Genomic DNA, 19,965 nt, shown 5'->3' on the forward strand with positions numbered 1-19,965 from the left:
AGCCCGGCAAGAGCCAGAATGGTACTTTAAGCAGGTCCGCTCATCGCCCACGCGATGCCACGCTTAGGCTACGCATGTCTGACCTCGAGGGAACTCAATATCAGAGGCCAACGGTAAGTGCCGCTTTTCGACACTGCGGGCCATGCGCCGCCGAATCTCTGCGTCGGTTATCCGCGGTGCACCATGCTCAGTAGGCTGCGATGGCGAAGATGGGGGAGCGGCTACTGTTCCTCAAGAGTAAGCGGGGAACCCATGGCGGGACCGAGTGCTCGGGGGAGTCCCCTCACAAGTCTATGAGAAGTAGGGAACAGCTCAGGTAGACCCGTCCCGCCAAGTGAACTGGAAGACGGAGGATGCATCGCCACCCACCTCGCCGCCAAAGTCTATCTAGCCTCAATCAGGCACACCCGCAGAGCCGCGTGGTGATGGACGCTCATCCGCTTTCTGTCTCGCGGTAACCTGCATTTGCGTCGTAAGTGAGATAGACGTCGACATAGCCCTGTTTCACGTGAAACAGGGCTTGCCCTGCTAGAAGCACCGGTCAGCGCTGAGTTGTTTCACGTGAAACAGCGACTGCAATGAGGGCGACCAGCAACACAGGACACATCATCGCTCCACACCGAACAGTGGTCCCACTCAGGCACACCCAATAATCTGTCGGAAATTTAGAAAAGCACCTTCGAGCAGTATTTGATCTCCGATATCAAGAGGCGGGCCACACCACCAGTTCACGAATCTCGTCCACGTTGCAAGCGTAGATATTCCCAGTGAGCTAACTAAAGGTAGGAATCAGAGACCTTCGACCTGCTGGTTCAAAGCCCAAGACCGGAAAACACTGATACATCGAGCATGTCCCGCCTAGTCCAGGACCGATTGCCAACCACCGATTGAGGTGGGGACAACGTCCGACTGCCAGCTGGTGCCACCTCCAATGCCGCTTGTACGATGTGGTTGGTCGTACAAGCAGCGCACGGGAACCGCAGAAATGGCGTGTCGCCTGGTTTCGGGTATGACCTTTTTGTCGAAAATGAAAAGCCACAAGCGCAGGTGGCAGTGTCGAAGATTTGTAGTCGAAAATGAACAACAGCTGACGTTATTCATCGCAGTGGATTTCGGGCCGCACAGGGCAAAATACTCCCGCGTACCCGGGGAAATTTCATCCTGGGCGGGAAGCACTTTTGGGACCAATAATCGGAAACACTCCAAGATACTTGCACCCAAAGTAGTGCGACGAAACTCCAAGGAGCGCCAATCGTTGATCCCGTTTCACGTGAAACAACCGGACCGGACCGCGTCGCCAAAAGAGGCCTGGCCCGTCTCAACTCGCCTCCGGCTAAACATTCCTTCGCTCCAGCGTCCGCAAGACAAGCGGAGAATCTTCAAGAAGAACCGCCCGGAGGCAGCAGAAGAGCCGCTGACGGGCTGCGGCCAGCGTCAAGCGCTTCCTATGGTGGCCCGACGCGTTGAGGCCACAGGGACCGCCCTCGCGGGCGTACCAAAGAGCGCGGGTGTACCAAAGCGATGGTTCGACTATTTGCGAGGAAATGATCCCTTACAAGCCACGAAAGCCGGTAAAGTGCCAAACCTACGCCCTCCGCGCGCACGGAAGGCGGGCAGCCCGAGAAAATACCCGCGCTGCACGTCGAAGTACGTGCCTGGACCACACCGAACTGGAGGATTAGACAATTCTTCGCAGCGGGAGAAAATATGCAGGTAGACGAATGCGCACCAAGACACCTCCCTAACCGAGCTCATCCTCTACCGCTTCAGAAAATTCGCATCCGGGGACCCAGTACGGCGGGCCGCCCAGGAACGAGAGGTCCCAGAAACGAAAAGAGGCCCGATTCGCAGTGAATCGGGCCTCTTTAGAATTCAGTGACTGGGAGCGCTAGTTGGTTGCTCCCGGCGCGAGCACATCCATAATTCGGTTGAGGTCCTCTACGCTGGCAAACTCAATGCTGACCTTACCCTTTCGAACACCAAGGGAAATCTTCACATTGGTGTCCAAGCGGTCCGAAAGCGATGACGCCAAGTAGTCCAGCCGCTCATGCCGGGCCCCTGGGCGGGGGATGTTGTTTTTGGCCGGTTTAGCGGGATCCTGGTAGAGCGTGACTGCTTCTTCGGTGGCGCGCACGGACATGCCCTCGGCCACGATCTTCTGGGCGAGCCGTTCCATGGCAGCTGCATCCGGCAGCGAGAGCAGGGCGCGGGCGTGGCCGGCCGACAGGACGCCGGCGGCTACGCGGCGCTGCACGAGCGGAGGAAGCTTCAACAGGCGTAGCGTGTTCGACACCTGTGGACGGGAACGGCCAATCCGGTCAGCGAGCTGCTCGTGGGTGGTACCGAAGTCCTCAAGCAGCTGCTGGTATGCCGCCGCCTCTTCCAACGGATTCAGCTGGCTGCGGTGCAGGTTCTCCAGGAGGGCATCGCGCAGCAGGTCATCATCGGTGGTGTCGCGGATAATGGCGGGGATGGTTTCAAGCCCCGCGGCCTGGACAGCCCGCCAACGGCGCTCACCCATGACCAGTTCATAGGGTTCGCTACCAGATTCGGTTGAAGTACGGACAACAATTGGCTGGAGGACGCCGATTTCGCGAACAGAGTGAACCAGCTCGGCCATGTCGTCTTCGTCGAAGACATTTCGGGGCTGCTTACGGTTGGGGTGGATGTCGCCCACCGGCAATTCGGCGAATCGCGCGCCGGGCACCTCAACCAGTTCAACACCGGAGTCCGGGACTACTGATTCTTGTACGCTATCCGCTTTCGCGGCACCAACCGGCCGGGTTGCCTCAGCTGATGCCGCTGCGGGGGCGGGCTCATCCGCGGCCTTGGAGCGCGAGGCCGGCGCCTTCCTGGCGGGGACCTTCTTGTCAGCTGCCCCGTTGGCAGCCGCCGTCGCAGTGGCGGGCTTGTCGCTGGCTGCCGCCTTTGCGGAGGTTGTCTTGGCTGCAGAACCCCGGGCCGAGGGAGCCTGGCCTTCTTTTTCCTGAGCCTTGGCTGCAGCCGGCGGTGCAGGTTGCTCTACGGCCTCGGTCTTCTTCCGGCCTTCCGGAAAGAACAGGTCCACTGGCCGCGATACCGCTGCGCCGTTGGCAGAACCATTGGCTGCGGCGGAACTCGGAATCAGCGCGCCAAGACCGCGGCCTAAGCCCCGTCGCTTATCGCTCATGGGTAAATCCCTCCAGTGGTGAAGCCAGGATGACCCGGGCCTCCATGCGTTGCGGTATTGAAGATTCTAGCGTTCCGCTATTTCAGCGGCGGCTTCCAGGTAGGACAGGGCACCACTCGAGGACGGGTCGTAGGTCATGACCGTCTGCTGGTAGCTGGGAGCTTCAGAGATCCGCACCGAGCGGGGAACGACGGCGGAGAGCACCTGTTCAGGGAAATGTTGGCGTACTTCGGCAGCAACCTGGGCGGCGAGATTGGTCCGGCCGTCATACATGGTGAGCAGGATCGTTGAAACAACGAGGTCCGCGTTGAGATGCTTCTGGATCATCTCGATGTTCTTGAGGAGCTGGCTGAGGCCTTCCAGGGCGTAGTACTCGCATTGGATAGGAATCAGCACTTCACTCGCCGCGCAGAAGGCGTTGACCGTCAGGAGGCCAAGGCTGGGCGGGCAATCGATAAAAACGTAGTCGAGGCGCTCTTCGCCGTTCTTTTCGCGGGTCTTGGCGTAAACGTCGATAGCGCGCCGCAGCCGCTGTTCCCGGGCAACCAGGGAGACGAGCTCGATCTCGGCACCGGCCAGATGGATTGTGGCCGGAGCGCAGATCAGCTTCCCGATATCCGGGCACGGGGCAACAACATCCGCCAGCGGGATGTCGTTGATCAGGACATCGTAGATGCTGTCCACATCGGCGTGGTGTTCAATGCCGAGGGCAGTGGAGGCGTTTCCTTGGGGATCGATATCGATGACCAGGACGTTGAGTCCGGCGGCCGCAAGGGCTGCGGCAATGTTCACGGTCGTCGTGGTCTTGCCCACGCCGCCCTTCTGGTTGGACACGGTGAAGATCCGGGTCTGCTCCGGACGCGGGAGCTGACGTCCCATCAGGCGTTCCCGGCGCTTGGTCTCGTGTGCGAGCTCGCGGGCGATAGGACTCGAATCGTCAATGGCATCGATGACGTTCGACCTACCGGAAGAGGTTGTTTCACGTGAAACTGCGCTTCCAACGGCACCCGAGGCCGGACGTGGATGGTTTCCGCCCCGGGCCGGGGCCATTCCCAAACCGGCCAACCCGGACCCAGCGACGGAACGTGCCGACCCCAGGGACACAAACGGCGGGATCCGTTGTGCGGAGGCTTCACTACTCGTCACTGGGGCACACTCACTCTCGTTCAGCCAATTTTGCTGCCGTTGTCTAGCCTAACTGCTCCACCCGTCTGACCACCGTCAGCGGGCCCACTTTAGGACTTCTTTTGGGACTTGTTCACTACGATGCGCACCACAGTGGTGGGCTCCTCAAGGAGGTTGTCACCCACGGTGACCACCGATGTCTGCACACCGCCAAGCTTGCGGATGACCTTGGCGGCCTTTTCGATCTCTTCCCCGGCACTGCGGCCCTTGATGGCCACCACTTCACCGTGTCCGGCAAGGAGCGGAATGGTCAGGCCTGCGAGGTTCGTCAGGGCTGAGACGGCACGGGCCGTAACCACGTCGGCCTCCACCTGCCCCACCGCCAGTTCGGCCCTGGTACGCATGACGGTGACGTTGTCCAGGCCGAGGTCGTCCACCACTTCCTGGAGCCAGATGACCCTTCGTTCGAGGGGTTCGATGAGCGTCAGTTCGAGGTCGGGGCGGGCAATGGCAAGGCACAGGCCCGGCAGGCCTGCCCCGCTTCCGACGTCGGCAACGTGGCTTCCCTGGGGGATCTCACTTTCGATGACCGCGCAATTGAGTACGTGGCGGCTCCACAGACGGGGAACCTCGCGGGGCCCGATCAGCCCGCGCTCGGTCCCGGACGTGGCCAGGTGCTCAACATAGCGTTTGGCCAGGTCCAGGCGGTCCCCGAAAATCTTCTCAGCAGCCCGAAGCTCTGCTGCCGTGATATCAACCATGGTTATCGTGCTGGCATTCTCTAGTCTGCGGAAACAACAATGTGGCGTCCGGAGCCCTCGCCCTCGGATTCGCTGACCAATCCAAGGTCAGCCACGGCGTCGTGCACAATCTTGCGCTCGTAGGCACTCATCGGCTCAAGGGCAACCGGCTTGCCGGTCTCCTTGACGGATGCTGCCGCGTCTTCGGCAATCTTCTGCAGGTGGCCGGTACGTTCCTGGCGGTAGCCATTGATGTCCAGCACTAGCCGTGAACGGTTCTCAGTAGCCGAGAGTACAGCCAACCGGGTGAGTTCCTGGAGAGCCTCAAGCACCTCGCCGTCTTCCCCTACCAGGCCTTCGAGGCCCTCGGATTCTTCCTCCGCGACAATGGAGATGTAGGTGCGGCCGTTGCGGACCTCGATGTCGATGTCGCCGTCGATGTCGGCGATGTCCAGCAGTTCCTCCAGGTAGTCTGCGGCGACGTCGCCCTCTTCCTCGAGGCGGCTGGCCGCAGTGGCCTTGGTGGGGGACCCGTCCTGGTTCACGGACTCGTCCTGGTCTGCAATCTCTTCGGCAAGGACGTGCTCTGTGCTCTCGGCTGACATTACTTCTTCTTCCTGTTCTTACGCTGGGGCTGGACGCGCTGTCCCTTGGCTTCCACGGCGGCAGCCGCGGCGGCGTCGGCTGCTTCATCCCGCTTGCCGGTGAGGACGGAAAGGGCCGGCAGGCCCTTGGCGGCGCGGCGTTCGGCGAGGGCCTTGGCAGCGGGGGATCCCGGCGTCGGCATGCGGCGGATCACAAAGAACTGCTGGCCCATGGTCCAGAGGTTGGTGGTGGTCCAGTAGATCAGGACGCCGATGGGGAAGTTGATGCCACCCACGCCGAAGACCACCGGCAGGATGTAAAGCATCATCTTCTGCTGCCGCATGAAGGGGCTGGCCATGGCTTCTTCAGACATGTTCTTGGCCATGATCTGCTTCTGGGTGATGAACTGGGACGCCGTCATGGCCAGGATCATCACGATCGAGAGCACCACCACGGCTGTGTTCCCGGCACCGCCGTGCAGCAGGGCGGCGGACAGCGGCGCACCGAAAATGCTGGAGGCATCGAACTCCACCACCTGTTCGTGGCTCATCGCACCGATGCCGGCTCCCTGGTCCTTGGCCTGGGAAATGCCCGAAAGCACCTGGAACAGTGCGAAGAAGAAGGGCATCTGGATCAGCATGGGAAGGCAGGCGGAGAACGGGTTGGTGCCGTGCTTCTTGTACATGGCCATCTGTTCCTGGGCCATGGCCTGGCGGGACAGCTGGTCGGTTTTACCCTTGTACTTCTCCTGCAGCTTCTTCAGGTCCGGCTGCAGCAACTGCATGCCGCGCTGGGCCTTGATCTGCTTGACGAATACCGGGATCAGCGCGGCACGAATGACCAGCACCAGCCCGATGATGGCCAACGTCCAGGTCCAGCCGTTCGCGGCGGGCATGCCGATGCTGCTCAGCCCGTCGTGGAACGCCACCATGATGAACGAAACCAGCCACTTGAACGGGCCGATTATTGCTCCAAAGATGTCCATACTTATCCCTATTCGTCAGGCCGCACTGCGGCCTTCTTCATCAGTCCGAGCAACCAGGTACTTGTCCGGATTGTTCAGCACAACAATTGTGGGGGTTCGGCCCGCAGGCCATTCCCGGCCGCCGGCGGGGACGTGGTCCACTCCGCCGGCATTCCATGGGTGGCAGTGGCCAAGGCGCCGGACTGCGAGCCAGCTTCCCTTGACAGCGCCGTGGACGGTGACCGCTTCAAGGGCATAGGCCGAGCATGAAGGGAAGAATCGGCAGACGGGGCCGTACAAGGGAGACACCACCTTGCGGTAGGCCATCAGCAAAAGAATGAGGATGTTCCGGGGCAGGTTCCAGAGGAACTTTGCGACGGCGGCAGTCACGTCGCGGAAACGGGCGACGGCGGCAGTGGTGCTAGGCACGCGTTGTCCCCTCCCGTGTTGTACCGGCCGAACCTTTTGCGGCAGGCCGTGGCGGCCGTCCGGCCAGCCGGTTCTGCGTTGTTTCCAGTGCTGCGTTGTAATCCGCCAGCAGTTGATCCCAACTGGCAGACGCGGAGGCGGGCAGTGCCCGCACCACGATGGCGAGTCCAGTTGCATGTTCGCTCAGTGAGGCGGCAGCCGCTTCCCTCAGTCTCCTCTTAACGAGGTTCCTGACCACGGCGTTCCCTACACTCTTGGAAACAATGAACCCGATCCGGCTGGGTTCGTCGGCAGCGATGGCTGCCGCATATAACACTACGTTCCGGCGTCCATTGCGGACACCGGAACGTACGGTTATTGAAAAATCGGTTGCAGTCCTCAGGCGGTTGCGGGCGGCCAGCACCTTAAACTCGCAAAGGGATGTCTACCGACAAGTCAGTTGTTTAGGCCGAAAGCTCGGTACGGCCCTTGCCACGACGGGCTGCCAGGATGGCGCGGCCGGCACGGGTACGCATACGAAGGCGGAAGCCGTGCTTCTTGGCTCGACGGCGGTTATTCGGCTGAAAAGTCCGCTTGCTCACGTTAGTTACTCCAGTGGATCAAAGGTGCGCCCACCCGATCAATATGGGGAAGAACTGGCCGACGCTAAGTTTTGTATATGCACGCTTCCCCCGGCTGTCCAAGCGCACTGCGCCTGGAAGTTCAGATGGGGCCAAAAAGCGGACACAAAGGACTTCACAACGTTAGGGCAATTTGAGGGCCGGAGTCAAACCGGGAAGCCCCTGGGGTGCTATCCCCAGCTGTGCCTAAGTATCCCCAACAGGCTGTGGATGAAGTGGCTCACGGGGGCCTCCCGGGAACCACAACCGTGTAATTATCCACAGCCGGATAGTCAGCTATCTTCTAGGCTTTTGATCCCCTAGAGTGTCCCAGTAGCCGATTATCCACGGACTGTGCATAACCCTGTGGATTAAGTTGGGCCAGCATCCTGGTTCCGGACTTGGCTGCAGGCAATGCAGGCATAGCAAGTTTTGAGGGAACCGATTGATGACAGTAGACGAAGCCAACCACGCCAATACTGTCGGAAGTTCCTGGCGCCGGGTTGTCAGCCTGCTGGAACAGGACCACCGTGTTTCACCGCGCCAGCGGGGGTTCGTCATCCTCGCCCAAGCCCAAGGCCTGATCGGCTCCACCCTCCTGGTGGCCGTCCCCAACGAACTCACCCGGGAAGTGCTCCAGACCCAGGTCAAGGACGCCCTGGACGACGCTCTGCACAATGTCTTCTCCGAGGACATCCGCTGCGCCATCGACGTCGACACCGATCTGGTGCCCATCCACGAAGAGCCCGAGCCCGTCGTCGAACCTGCGTTCGCACCGGACCAGCTGATCGAACAAAAGCCGCAGCCCATGCTGCCCAGCACATCGCATGAGTTCGGCCGGCTGAATCCCAAGTACGTCTTCGACACGTTCGTGATTGGTTCCTCCAACCGCTTTGCCCACGCAGCCGCCGTCGCCGTTGCCGAGGCACCCGCCAAGGCCTACAATCCGCTGTTCATCTACGGCGACTCCGGCCTCGGCAAAACGCACCTCCTGCACGCCATCGGGCACTACGCCCGCCGGCTCTACAGCGGCATCCGGGTCCGGTATGTCAACTCCGAAGAGTTCACCAACGACTTCATCAACTCCATCCGGGACGACGAAGGCGCCAGCTTCAAAACCACCTACCGCAACGTGGACGTTCTGTTGATCGACGACATCCAGTTCCTGGCCGGCAAGGACCGGACGCTGGAGGAGTTCTTCCACACGTTCAACTCACTGCACAACAACAACAAGCAGGTGGTCATCACCTCGGACCAGCCGCCCAAGCTGCTCGCCGGATTCGAAGACCGGATGAAGTCGCGCTTCGAGTGGGGACTCCTGACGGACATCCAGCCGCCGGAACTTGAAACGCGTATCGCGATCTTGCGGAAGAAGGCACTCAGCGAGGGACTGTCGGCACCTGATGACGCCTTGGAGTACATCGCGTCGAAGATTTCCAGCAACATCCGCGAGCTTGAGGGTGCGCTGATCCGCGTCACCGCCTTCGCCAGCCTGAACCGCCAACCGGTGGACGTTGCGCTGGCGGAAATGGTGCTCAAGGACCTGATCACTGACGACGGTGCGCAGGAAATCACCTCAGCGCAGATCCTCCAGCAGACCGCTGACTACTTCAAGCTCAGCATGGAAGAGCTCTGCAGCAAGTCCCGCACCCGGACCCTGGTCACCGCACGCCAGATCGCCATGTACCTCTGCCGGGAACTGACGGACATGTCGCTCCCCAAGATCGGCCAGGAACTCGGCGGCCGCGACCACACCACGGTGATCCATGCCGACCGCAAGATCCGTGAGCTGATGGCCGAACGCCGTGTGATTTACAACCAGGTGACGGAACTGACCAACCGGATCAAGCAGCAACAGCGCGACTCCTGAATCCACACCTGGCCACGCACTCTATACCTTATTAACAGGGGCATGTGGATAAGCCTGTGGATACTTAAGGGGACAAGCGCGCTTAATGGGCTTAAAACCCTTAAGGCGTCTGTGGATCATCAAAATCGGCCCTTTGGGTTGTCCCCATCCACACCCTGTTTAAAACCCAGGTAACGCACAGTCCGTGAACAGGGCTTAACCCCGGAAACGTGGGTCAAGATCGGGTTATCCACAGTTTCCACAGCAGTTATTAACACTACGAATCCCAAAAAATTGAATTCCCTCAAACAACAAGATCCATCCGCACCTCCACGGGGCGGGCCCTCCGGCCCCTGGAAGGGCCGGGCCGGGTGTTTGGGGATGGGTTAATCGCGGATCTTCCGGCTAAGCTGTCAGCAGCGCTCCCATCCCCGGGTTTTGTGTGGTTTCCGTCTGCACGGACCATGCACCGGCCGGGGCGCGCACAACATTTTCCGGAGTTTCACTGCGAAGTTCCCGGGTTTACATGGCAGCAGCAATGAAAGGCGGCACCCTTCCGTGAAGTTCAGAGTCGATCGGGACGTCCTGGCCGAAGCCGTCACCTGGACAGCCCGCTCGTTGTCTCCGCGGCCGCCGGTCCCCGTCCTTTCCGGCCTGCTCCTGAAAGCCGAAGCGGGAACGGTCAGCCTCTCGAGCTTTGACTACGAAACCTCCGCGCGGCTGGAAATCGCCGCCGATATCAGGGACGAAGGAACCATCCTGGTTTCCGGCCGGCTCCTTGCGGACATCTGCCGCAGCCTGCCCTCGGCACCGGTGGACGTCGAAACCGACGGCAACAAGGTCACGCTCACCTGCCGCCGAAGCAGCTTCCATCTGGCCACCATGCCGGAAGCCGAATATCCGCCGCTGCCTGCCCTTCCCGCCATCAGCGGCACAGTGCCCGGCGACGCTTTCGCGCAAGCTGTTTCCCAGGTGATCATCGCCGCCAGCAAGGACGACACCCTTCCCATCCTCACGGGCGTGCGGATGGAGATCGAAGATGACCTGATCACCCTCCTTGCCACCGACCGGTACCGGCTGGCCATGCGCGAAGTGCCGTGGAAGCCTGTGACCCCCGGAATTTCCACGAGCGCCCTGGTAAAGGCCAAGACCCTCAACGAAGTCGCCAAAACCCTCGGAAACAGCGGCGACATCAACCTCGCCCTCTCCGACGATGACAGCCGGCTGATCGGATTCGAAAGCGGCGGACGCACCACCACGTCGCTGCTGGTGGATGGGGATTACCCGAAAATCCGGTCCCTCTTCCCGGAGTCAACACCGATCCATGCCACGGTCCAAACCCAAGAGCTGGTGGAAGCCGTCCGCCGCGTGTCACTTGTCGCCGAACGCAACACCCCGGTCCGCCTGGCATTCAGCAGCGGACTGCTCAACCTCGATGCCGGGACCGGTGAGGACGCCCAGGCGTCGGAGGAGCTTGAGGCGCAGCTGTCCGGCGAGGACATCACCGTGGCCTTCAACCCGCACTACCTGATCGAAGGCCTCAGTGTCATCGAGACGAAGTTTGTCCGGTTCTCGTTCACCACGGCACCCAAGCCTGCCATGATCACGGCACAGGCAGATGCCGACGGTGAAGACCAGGATGACTACCGCTACCTGGTGATGCCTGTCCGCCTCCCCAACTAGTCCCCACCGCCCCCTTGCCTCGCATGCTCGGCAAGGGAACCCGGGCGGCCTGGGCCCACCCACTGGCTCTTAGCCTTCACACACCAGCGCAGAAAAGAGTTCCACCGTGCACATTGGACTGATTGGCCTCGGCAAAATGGGTTTCAACATGCGTGAACGCCTGCGCAAGGGCGGCGTGGATGTCACCGGCTACGACCGGAATCCCGACGTCACGGATGCCGCAAGCGTCGATGACCTGATCGCCGCCGTCCCGGCGCCAAGGGTCATCTGGGTCATGGTCCCGGCCGGCCCCGTCACGGACGCCGTCATCACCGAATTGGCCGGCAAACTCGAGCCCGGCGACCTTGTGATCGACGGTGGAAACTCGCGGTTCACGGAAGACCAGAAACACGGTGAGGTGCTTGCCGCCAAGGGAATCCGGTTCGCCGACTGCGGGGTGTCCGGCGGGGTGTGGGGCCTGCAGAACGGCTATGGACTGATGGCAGGCGGCGACGCCGGCGACATCGAACGCGCCATGCCGGTTTTTGATGCACTGCGGCCCGAAGGCGACAGGGCTGACAGTTTTGTCCACGTTGGCGGAATCGGCGCCGGCCACTACGCAAAGATGGTCCACAACGGGATCGAATACGGCTTGATGCAGGCGTACGCCGAAGGGTACGAACTGCTTGCCGCCAAGGACATCGTCACGGACCTGCCGGGCACGTTCCGCGCCTGGCAGAAGGGAACCGTGGTCCGGTCCTGGCTGCTGGACCTCATGGTCAAGGCCTTGGATGAAGATCCAGGCCTGGAGTCCATCGACGACTACGTGGAGGATTCGGGCGAGGGCCGCTGGACAGTTGAAGAGGCCATCGCGAATGCGGTTCCCGCCCCGGCCATCACGGCTGCCCTGTTTGCCCGTTTTGCTTCCCGGGAGGACACGTCCCCCGCGATGAAGATGGTTTCTGCGCTGCGCCACCAGTTCGGCGGCCATGCAACCCGTCCCGCCAAGTAGCATCCACCGGGAGCCGCCACCGGTTCCAGAATTGCCGACCACCGCGTGTATCTTGAACATCTTTCCCTGACGGACTTCCGCAGCTACGCCCAGGTTGACCTCAGCCTGGGCCCGGGAGTCACCGTCCTGGTGGGATCCAACGGCATCGGCAAGACCAATCTGATGGAGGCCATCGGCTACCTGGCCACGCTCAGCTCCCACCGGGTCAGTTCCGATGGCCCCCTGCTTCGGTTCGGTACGGAGCGCGCCCTGGTCCGGGCCCGGTTGGTCCGCGGAGAGCAGACCACGGTGCTTGAGCTGGAGATCAATGCCGGCCGGGCCAACCGCGGCCGGATCAACCGCAGCAATCCAGTCCGCGCCCGCGACCTGCTGGGCATCTGCCAGACTGTCCTGTTCGCTCCCGAGGACCTGGCACTGGTCAAGGGGGATCCCGCCAACCGCCGGCGCTTCCTGGACGAACTGCTCGCCAGCCTCGTTCCGCATCATGCAGCTACCCGCAGCGATTATGACCGCGTCCTGAAACAACGCAACGCCCTGCTCAAATCAGCGCGGGCCGGACGGTTCACGGCTGCCCATGAAGCCACCCTGGATGTTTGGGACCAGCACATGGCCCGTGCTGGAGCACAGCTGCTGCACGCCCGGCTGGAACTCGTGGAACGGCTCCGCCCCCACCTCGCCCGTACCTACGCCGAGCTGACGGATGCTTCGAAGCCCGCTGATGCCCTGTACCGCTCCACGCTCCAGAACCAGATGGACGACGACGGCGTTCCGGCCGCACATGCCCAGCGCACCACGGCCGGGGCTTCGTCCGCCGCGCAGGAGGACCTGCGTTTGCTCGGTGTCGAACAGCTGACCGAGCGCTACATCCAGGCTTTCGCGGAATCACGGAAGAAGGAACTGGAACGTGGAATTTCACTCGTCGGCCCGCACCGTGACGAACTGGAGCTCATCCTCGGCCAGGCACCTGCGAAGGGATATGCCTCGCACGGGGAGACCTGGTCCATGTGCCTCTCCCTGCGGTTGGCGTCGTATTACGTGATGCTTGATGACGCCCGCACAGGAGGGTCCGCCCCGATCCTCATTCTGGACGACGTCTTTGCCGAACTCGACGTCCAGCGGCGGCGTAAACTGGCGGCTATAGTCTCCGGCGCGGAACAGGTCCTGGTGACCGCCGCCGTCGACGCCGATATTCCGGAAGAGCTGTCCGGACGGCGGGTGAAGGTCATCCCGGGAGGAATCGATGAGCAGTGACGAGGATGCCGGGCTGCAGCCCGGCCGCGAACCTGACCACATCGATGCCCCTCAGGCGGCACTGAACCGGATGCGGGAGGCGGCTGCCGCCCGCGGCGAAGTCCGCAGGAAGGCGCCCCGGCCCGGTTCCCCAAAGGCCAAGGGCAGTATCCGTGACACCCGCGGCTTCAGCCAGTTCCACGCCACCGGCCGGGACCCGCTCGGCCTGGGCAAGGTTGTTGGGCGGCTGGTTGCAGAACGCGGCTGGACTTCCCCGGTGGCGGTGGGTTCCGTCATGGCGGAATGGGCCACCTTGGTGGGCCCGGAGATTTCAGCGCACTGCACGCCCGAAAGCTTCACCGACACCACCCTGCACGTTCGGTGTGACTCCACGGCCTGGGCCACCCAGCTCAGGCTGCTGAGCAACAGCTTGCTGGAGAAATTCCGCCGGGAACTGGGTGACGGCGTGGTTACGAGGATCCAGGTCCTCGGTCCCACAGCGCCCAGCTGGCGCAAGGGCGGACGCAGCGTCAACGGGCGTGGCCCCCGGGACACTTACGGATAGCCGGGCCCCAGCTCTTGAAACTTCGCCCAAAGGCGTATAGAGGCCGGTAAGGGCCGCGGCGTGTATAGGCACCCGGAGGGCGTACCACTGGGCCGCCCTAGGCGGGGCCAAGAGCCTCGCACAGGCACATTCACCGTCCGCCCACGCCCCTGGAATGCGAGGATATGGGCGTGTTCGCGGTAGAATTGACCGAGATAACTGGGCGCGGATGAAACGTTGACTTCAGTCCGTTCTCCGCGCGCGTCCCGCACGCAGAGCGCGGATCACCGACCGTCATCGAGTCACCGGCGCCATAGGTTTGTGCCTGTTGGCGGGTCACTTTTCCCTGCGAAAAGAAATCAGCCGGCCATCATCGAGAACAGAGGAGTCGCAGCGCCTGTGGCTAACGACAATACAGATATTCTGGCAGCAGATACAGCGGTCGAGGATGGCCGTACCCCTGACACCCCGGCTGCGTCTACCAGCCCAAGGGAGTACGGTGCCAGCGACATCACTGTCCTTGAAGGCCTCGAAGCTGTCCGCAAGCGCCCGGGCATGTATATCGGTTCCACGGGTCCCCGGGGACTCCACCACCTGGTCTATGAAGTGGTGGACAACTCCGTGGATGAGGCACTCGCCGGGTACTGCAGCCATATCGAAGTGGTCCTGCAGGCCGACGGCGGCGTCAAAGTAGTCGACGACGGCCGCGGAATCCCGGTGGACATGCACCCCACCGAGCACAAGCCCACCGTCGAGGTGGTCATGACCATCCTGCACGCCGGCGGCAAATTCGGTGGCGGCGGGTATGCGGTCTCCGGCGGCCTGCACGGTGTGGGCATTTCCGTGGTCAACGCCCTCTCCAGCAGGGTGGACACCGAGGTAAGGCGCCAGGGCCACGTCTGGCGGATGTCCTTTGCCGACGGAGGCAAGCCGCAGGGCAGCCTGGTCCAAGGTGAAGAGACCGATGCCACCGGCACCACCCAGACCTTCTATCCGGACCCGGCGATCTTTGAAACCACCGAGTTCGACTTTGAGACCCTCCGTGCCCGCTTCCAGCAGATGGCCTTCCTCAACAAGGGCCTGCGCATAACGCTGACGGATGAGCGTGCCGCCGAAAGTGATGAAACCGACGGCGACCTCGACCTCGATGACCTCAGCACCGACGGCGAGATCAGCGCCGAACACCGCACCGTGGTCTACCAGTACGACGAAGGCCTGCTGGACTACGTCAAGCACCTGAACTCGGGCAAGAAGGTGGAGGTGGTCCACGAGGACGTCATCGCCTTCGAAACCGAGGACACTGAACGCCGGATTGCCCTGGAAATGGCGATGCAGTGGACCAGTGCCTATTCCGAGAGCGTGCACACCTACGCCAACACCATCAACACCCACGAGGGCGGCACCCATGAAGAAGGCTTCCGTGCCGCACTGACGTCCTTGATAAACAGGTATGCCCGGGAAAAGGGCATCATCAAGGAGAAGGACGACAACCTCACGGGCGACGACATCCGCGAGGGCCTCACCGCGGTCATCTCCGTCAAACTGGCGGAGCCCCAGTTCGAAGGCCAGACCAAGACGAAGCTGGGCAACTCCGAGGTCAAGGGATTCGTCCAGCGCGTGGTCACCGACGGCCTGGGCGACTGGCTGGAGCGCAACCCGGGCCCCGCGCGCGACGTCATCCGCAAGGCCATTTCGGCGGCACAGGCACGCATGGCCGCGCGGAAGGCCCGCGACAACGCCCGTCGCAAGAGCCCGCTGGAATCGTTCGGCATGCCGGGCAAGCTTTCCGACTGCTCCTCCAAGGACCCGGAGAAGTGCGAGGTCTACATCGTGGAGGGCGACTCCGCCGGCGGTTCCGCCAAGCGCGGCCGCAACCCCGAAACACAGGCCATCCTGCCCCTGCGCGGCAAGATCCTGAATGTGGAACGTGCACGCCTGGACAAAGCCCTGGGCAACGCGGAGGTCCAGTCCATGATCACCGCGTTTGGCACCGGGATTGGCGAGGACTTCGACCTCGCCAAACTTCGGTACCACAAGATCGTGCTCATGGCCGATGCCGACGTGGACGGCCAGCACATCACCACCCTGCTGATGACCTTGCTGTTCCGCTACATGCGTCCCCTGATCGAGAACGGCTATGTCTACCTGGCACAACCGCCGCTGTACCGGATCAAGTGGTCCAACGCACCGCACGACTACGTGTACAGCGACCGCGAACGCGACGCCAAATTGGTGGCTGGCCAGGCGGCCGGACGCCGCATCCCCAAGGACAACGGCATCCAGCGCTACAAGGGCCTGGGCGAGATGGACTACACCGAGCTTCTGGGACACCACCATGGACCCTGACCACCGCACCCTGCTGCAGGTGACCATGGATGACGCCCTTGCCGCCGACCAGATCTTCTCCGTCCTCATGGGCGAAGACGTGGAGTCACGGCGTAACTTCATTCAGCAGAACGCCAAGGACGTCAGGTTCCTGGACATCTAAGGACCCGCTCCAAAGTATTCGGAACCAGACATATACCTGAAACGGAAATAAAGAATGAGCGACGAAACCCCCGATATTCCCGCCCCCGAGGCCGGAGAACCGGACACCGTTCTTGAAGGCGACGTGCTGATCGACCGCGTTGAACAGGTGGACCTGCAAACGGAAATGCAGCGGTCCTACCTGGACTACGCCATGGCCGTCATCGTAGGACGTGCCCTCCCGGACGTCCGCGACGGCCTCAAGCCCGTCCACCGCCGCGTGCTCTATGCGATGTTCGACGGCGGATACCGCCCCGACCGTTCCTTCAACAAGTGCGCCCGCGTGGTGGGCGAAGTCATGGGCCAGTACCACCCGCACGGCGACACCGCCATCTACGATGCCCTGGTCCGCCTGATCCAGGACTGGACCATGCGCTACCCGCTGGCGCTCGGCCAGGGCAACTTCGGTTCGCCAGGCAACGACGGTGCCGCCGCACCCCGGTACACCGAGACCAAGATGGCGCCCCTGGCCATGGAAATGGTCCGCGACATCGACGAGGAAACCGTCGATTTCCAGGACAACTACGACGGCAAGAATCAGGAACCCACCATCCTGCCCGCCAGGTTCCCCAACCTGCTGGTGAACGGATCCTCCGGCATTGCGGTCGGCATGGCCACCAACATCCCGCCGCACAACCTGCGGGAAGTGGCGGACGGGGTCCAGTGGTACCTGGCCAACCCCGGCGCCACCCGCGAGGAACTCCTCGAAGAACTGCTGCTGCGGGTCAAGGGCCCGGATTTCCCCACGGGTGCCACCATCCTGGGACACAAGGGCATCGAAGACGCCTACCGGACCGGCCGCGGTTCCGTCACCATGCGTGCAGTGGTTGCGGTGGAGGAACTCCAGGGACGCACCTGCCTGGTGGTCACGGAACTGCCGTACCAGGCCAACCCTGACAACCTGGCCATCAAGATCGCCGAATTGGTCAAGGACGGCAAAATCTCCGGCATCGCGGACCTCCGCGATGAAACCTCCGGCCGCACCGGCCAGCGCCTGGTGATCGTGTTGAAGCGCGACGCCGTACCCAAAGTGGTGCTGAACAACCTCTACAAGCACACCGAGCTGCAGAGCAACTTCTCCGCCAATATGCTGGCCATCGTTGACGGCGTGCCCCGGACACTCAGCCTGGATGCCTTCATCCGGCACTGGGTGACCCACCAAATGGACGTCATTGCACGCCGAACCCGGTACCGCCTGCGCAAGGCCGAGGAGGAAGCCCATATCCTCCGTGCCCTGCTGAAGGCACTGGATATGCTCGACGAAGTCATCGCCCTGATTCGCGCCTCGAACACCACCGAAGCCGCACGCGACGGGTTGATGGAACTGCTTGATATCGACGAGCTGCAGGCCCGCGCCATCCTGGACATGCAGCTGCGCCGCCTCGCCGCCCTGGAACGCCAGAAGATCCAGGACCGGCACACCGAGCTCGAGGCCCTGATCGCCGAATACAACGCGATCCTGGCCTCCGAACAGCGCCAGCGCGAGATCATCAGCGTCGAGCTGGCCGAAATCGTGGACAAGCACGGCGATGACCGCCGCACCAAGATCCTCATGGGCTTCGATGGCGATATGTCCATGGAAGACCTGATCCCCGAAGAGGAAATGGTGGTCACCATCACCCGCGGCGGCTACGTCAAGCGCACGCGCAGTGACAACTACCGCTCACAACAGCGCGGCGGCAAAGGCATCAAGGGTGCCCAGCTTCGCGGCGACGACGTCGTGGAACACTTCTTCGTCACCACAACGCACCACTGGCTGCTCTTCTTCACCAACCTCGGCCGTGTATACCGTGCCAAGGCGTACGAGCTCATGGAAGCGGGCCGGGACGCCAAGGGCCAGCACGTTGCCAACCTGCTCGCATTCCAGCCTGACGAACACATTGCCCAGGTGCTGGACCTGAAGGACTACCAGCAGGCGCCGTACCTGGTGCTCGCCACCAAGCGGGGCCTGGTGAAGAAGACGAGGCTCGAGGACTACGACACCAACCGTTCCGCCGGCGTCATTGCGATCAACCTGCGCGACGGCGACGAACTGGTGTCGGCGCAGCTCGTCTCGGAAACAGACGACCTCTTCCTGGTCTCCCGCATGGGCCAGTCCATCCGCTTCACCGCTACGGACGACGCCCTGCGCCCCATGGGCCGGGCAACCTCCGGCGTTACCGGGATGAAGTTCCGCGAGGACGACGAACTGCTGGCCGCCGACGTGGTGACTGACGGCTCGTTCGTCTTCATCGTGACGGAGGGCGGGTACGCCAAACGCACGGCGGTGGAGGAATACCGCCTCCAGGGCCGTGGCGGGCTCGGCATCAAGGTTGGCAAGTACCAGGAAGAACGCGGCCACCTCGTGGGAGCCCTCATCGTCCAGGAAGAGGATGAGGTCCTGGTGGTCATGGAGGGGGGCAAGGTGGTCCGGTCTTCCGTGGCCGGTGTTCCGGCAAAGGGCCGTGACACGATGGGCGTCATCTTCGCCAAACCGGACAAGAATGACCGGATCATCGAGGTGGCGCGTAACAGCGAACGGGGCCTCGAGGACGATGAATCCGCCGAGGATGACGTAACGTTGGCTGAAGATGGCGGTCCCGCTGGGGATTCCGCCGAGCCAGCAATGGCAGAAGAATCACCGGCCGTTGAGTCAGAGGACGCCTCGGGCGACGCTGAGCCGAACGAAGACAACACGGAGGTAACGAGTGAGTAATTCCGACTCATTTCCCAAGCCGAACAGCACTGTTCCTGACGGGAACCGGCCTTCAGCGGCGCCCCGCGTGAACGCCCCCGTCCGTCCGCAGCAGCGACCGGCAGCGGCCGCAGGTGCCCCCGGGCAGCGTCCCGCGGTGCCGGGCCAGCGCCCGCAACAGGGCGACCGCCCCGCGCAGCCCGGTCAGCGGCCCTTCCAGGGCCAGCCCGGCCAGCGCCCTGCAGCATCCGGCCAGCGGCCGGCCCAGGGACAGGGCAATCCCGGCCTGGTGAAGCCCGCACCGAAGGCAAAGGTACGGCGGGCCCGGCTGCTGATCAGCAAGGTGGACCCTTGGTCGGTGCTGAAGATGGCATTCCTGCTGTCGGTGGCACTTGGCATCGTCACCGTGGTGGCAGCAATTGTCTTGTGGACGGTGCTGGACCTGACCGGAATCTTCGACCAGGTGGACAGCCTGCTGGGAACGCTCGCCGGCTCCGAAAGCGGCGGCTTCGAACTGAAGAAGGTGGCTTCGCTGGGGCAGGTGGCTTCATTTGCCACCATCATCGCTGTGGTCAACGTTGTGCTGCTGACGGCGCTGTCCATGCTCTCTGCCGTCCTCTACAACATTTCCGCCACGCTTGTGGGTGGAATTGGCGTTACCTTGACGGACGATTAAGAACCCGCTTTCACCGGGGTTAATCCGGTGGAAATGCCCGATTTGAGATCGGGCCGGGATGTGCTGTAAAGTCATATCTCGGCCCGATGAGGCATCGGGGCGTATAGCTCAGGCGGTTAGAGCGCTTCGCTGATAACGAAGAGGTCCCAGGTTCAAGTCCTGGTACGCCCACGGAACCTGT

General features: G+C 62.4%; 15 protein-coding genes, 1 tRNA gene and 1 pseudogene. 9 read left to right on the top strand and 8 right to left on the bottom strand.

The features are described 5' to 3' along the window. Positions 1-1,888: 1,888 nt before the first annotated feature. The 8 genes from ACX5I6_RS04650 to rpmH form a co-directional block, all read right to left on the bottom strand. A complete protein-coding gene (locus ACX5I6_RS04650; protein WP_461839642.1) occupies positions 1,889-3,169 on the bottom strand; it encodes a ParB/RepB/Spo0J family partition protein in 1,281 nt (426 codons plus the stop codon). 66 nt (positions 3,170-3,235) lie between these two features. Further along, entirely contained in the window at positions 3,236-4,315 is a 1,080-nt protein-coding gene (locus ACX5I6_RS04655; protein WP_461839643.1) for a ParA family protein, read from the bottom strand. An 89-nt stretch (positions 4,316-4,404) separates the two neighbouring features. Continuing rightward, positions 4,405-5,055, bottom strand: coding sequence for a 16S rRNA (guanine(527)-N(7))-methyltransferase RsmG (rsmG, locus tag ACX5I6_RS04660; protein WP_461839644.1), 651 nt, complete (start codon positions 5,053-5,055; stop codon positions 4,405-4,407). Between the two features lie 20 nt (positions 5,056-5,075). Then, a complete protein-coding gene (locus ACX5I6_RS04665; RefSeq protein ID WP_461839645.1) occupies positions 5,076-5,639 on the bottom strand; it encodes a Jag family protein in 564 nt (187 codons plus the stop codon). Then, positions 5,639-6,604, bottom strand: coding sequence for a membrane protein insertase YidC (yidC, locus tag ACX5I6_RS04670; RefSeq protein ID WP_285246523.1), 966 nt, complete (start codon positions 6,602-6,604; stop codon positions 5,639-5,641). The genes ACX5I6_RS04665 and yidC overlap by 1 nt, the downstream gene beginning before the upstream one ends. A 15-nt stretch (positions 6,605-6,619) precedes the next feature. Beyond that, positions 6,620-7,012, bottom strand: coding sequence for a membrane protein insertion efficiency factor YidD (gene yidD / locus ACX5I6_RS04675; protein ID WP_285246524.1), 393 nt, complete (start codon positions 7,010-7,012; stop codon positions 6,620-6,622). Beyond that, positions 7,005-7,415 carry a ribonuclease P protein component gene (rnpA, locus tag ACX5I6_RS04680; RefSeq protein ID WP_081624186.1) on the bottom strand — a complete coding sequence of 137 codons (411 nt, stop codon included), beginning with the start codon at positions 7,413-7,415 and terminating at the stop codon, positions 7,005-7,007. Before rnpA ends, yidD begins: the two co-directional genes overlap by 8 nt. Positions 7,416-7,455: 40 nt before the next feature. Next, positions 7,456-7,593, bottom strand: a complete 138-nt coding sequence (gene rpmH / locus ACX5I6_RS04685; RefSeq protein ID WP_003800212.1) for a 50S ribosomal protein L34 — start codon at positions 7,591-7,593, stop codon at positions 7,456-7,458. Between the two features lie 466 nt (positions 7,594-8,059). Between rpmH and dnaA the strand changes: the two genes are divergently transcribed. The 9 genes and pseudogenes from dnaA (at position 8,060) to ACX5I6_RS04730 (ending at position 19,955) form a co-directional block, all read left to right on the top strand. Further along, positions 8,060-9,481 (top strand): chromosomal replication initiator protein DnaA, encoded by a 1,422-nt coding sequence (gene dnaA / locus ACX5I6_RS04690; protein WP_018762814.1) that lies wholly within the window; start codon positions 8,060-8,062, stop codon positions 9,479-9,481. A gap of 537 nt (positions 9,482-10,018) precedes the next feature. Next, positions 10,019-11,143, top strand: a complete 1,125-nt coding sequence (gene dnaN, locus ACX5I6_RS04695) for a DNA polymerase III subunit beta (protein WP_018762813.1) — start codon at positions 10,019-10,021, stop codon at positions 11,141-11,143. Between the two features lie 106 nt (positions 11,144-11,249). Beyond that, positions 11,250-12,134, top strand: coding sequence for a phosphogluconate dehydrogenase (NAD(+)-dependent, decarboxylating) (gene gnd, locus ACX5I6_RS04700; RefSeq protein ID WP_461839646.1), 885 nt, complete (start codon positions 11,250-11,252; stop codon positions 12,132-12,134). 45 nt (positions 12,135-12,179) lie between these two features. Next, positions 12,180-13,385, top strand: a complete 1,206-nt coding sequence (gene recF, locus ACX5I6_RS04705; protein ID WP_461839647.1) for a DNA replication/repair protein RecF — start codon at positions 12,180-12,182, stop codon at positions 13,383-13,385. Next, positions 13,375-13,929: a DciA family protein gene (locus tag ACX5I6_RS04710; RefSeq protein WP_461839648.1), complete on the top strand. Its 555-nt coding sequence runs from the start codon at positions 13,375-13,377 to the stop codon at positions 13,927-13,929. Before recF ends, ACX5I6_RS04710 begins: the two co-directional genes overlap by 11 nt. Positions 13,930-14,307: 378 nt before the next feature. Then, positions 14,308-16,396 (top strand): annotated as a pseudogene (gyrB, locus tag ACX5I6_RS04715) (DNA topoisomerase (ATP-hydrolyzing) subunit B). A 54-nt stretch (positions 16,397-16,450) separates the two neighbouring features. Continuing rightward, on the top strand, positions 16,451-19,129 hold the full coding sequence (gene gyrA, locus ACX5I6_RS04720; protein ID WP_461839649.1) for a DNA gyrase subunit A: 2,679 nt from the start codon (positions 16,451-16,453) through the stop codon (positions 19,127-19,129). Further along, positions 19,122-19,784, top strand: coding sequence for a DUF3566 domain-containing protein (locus ACX5I6_RS04725; protein WP_026264877.1), 663 nt, complete (start codon positions 19,122-19,124; stop codon positions 19,782-19,784). Before gyrA ends, ACX5I6_RS04725 begins: the two co-directional genes overlap by 8 nt. A gap of 97 nt (positions 19,785-19,881) precedes the next feature. Next, positions 19,882-19,955, top strand: a tRNA-Ile gene (locus tag ACX5I6_RS04730). Positions 19,956-19,965: the final 10 nt, after the last annotated feature.

The organism is Arthrobacter sp. MMS24-T111 (assembly GCF_054888995.1).

What these genes read in the sequence shown, in the direction of transcription:
- ACX5I6_RS04650 (WP_461839642.1), bottom strand. Translation starts at nt 3,169, where the DNA reads ATGAGCGATAAGCGACGGGGCTTAGGCCGCGGTCTTGGCGCGCTGATT.
- rsmG (WP_461839644.1), bottom strand. Translation starts at nt 5,055, where the DNA reads ATGGTTGATATCACGGCAGCAGAGCTTCGGGCTGCTGAGAAGATTTTC.
- gyrA (WP_461839649.1), top strand. Translation starts at nt 16,451, where the DNA reads ATGAGCGACGAAACCCCCGATATTCCCGCCCCCGAGGCCGGAGAACCG.
- ACX5I6_RS04710 (WP_461839648.1), top strand. Translation starts at nt 13,375, where the DNA reads ATGAGCAGTGACGAGGATGCCGGGCTGCAGCCCGGCCGCGAACCTGAC.
- dnaA (WP_018762814.1), top strand. Translation starts at nt 8,060, where the DNA reads ATGACAGTAGACGAAGCCAACCACGCCAATACTGTCGGAAGTTCCTGG.
- ACX5I6_RS04665 (WP_461839645.1), bottom strand. Translation starts at nt 5,639, where the DNA reads ATGTCAGCCGAGAGCACAGAGCACGTCCTTGCCGAAGAGATTGCAGAC.
- yidC (WP_285246523.1), bottom strand. Translation starts at nt 6,604, where the DNA reads ATGGACATCTTTGGAGCAATAATCGGCCCGTTCAAGTGGCTGGTTTCG.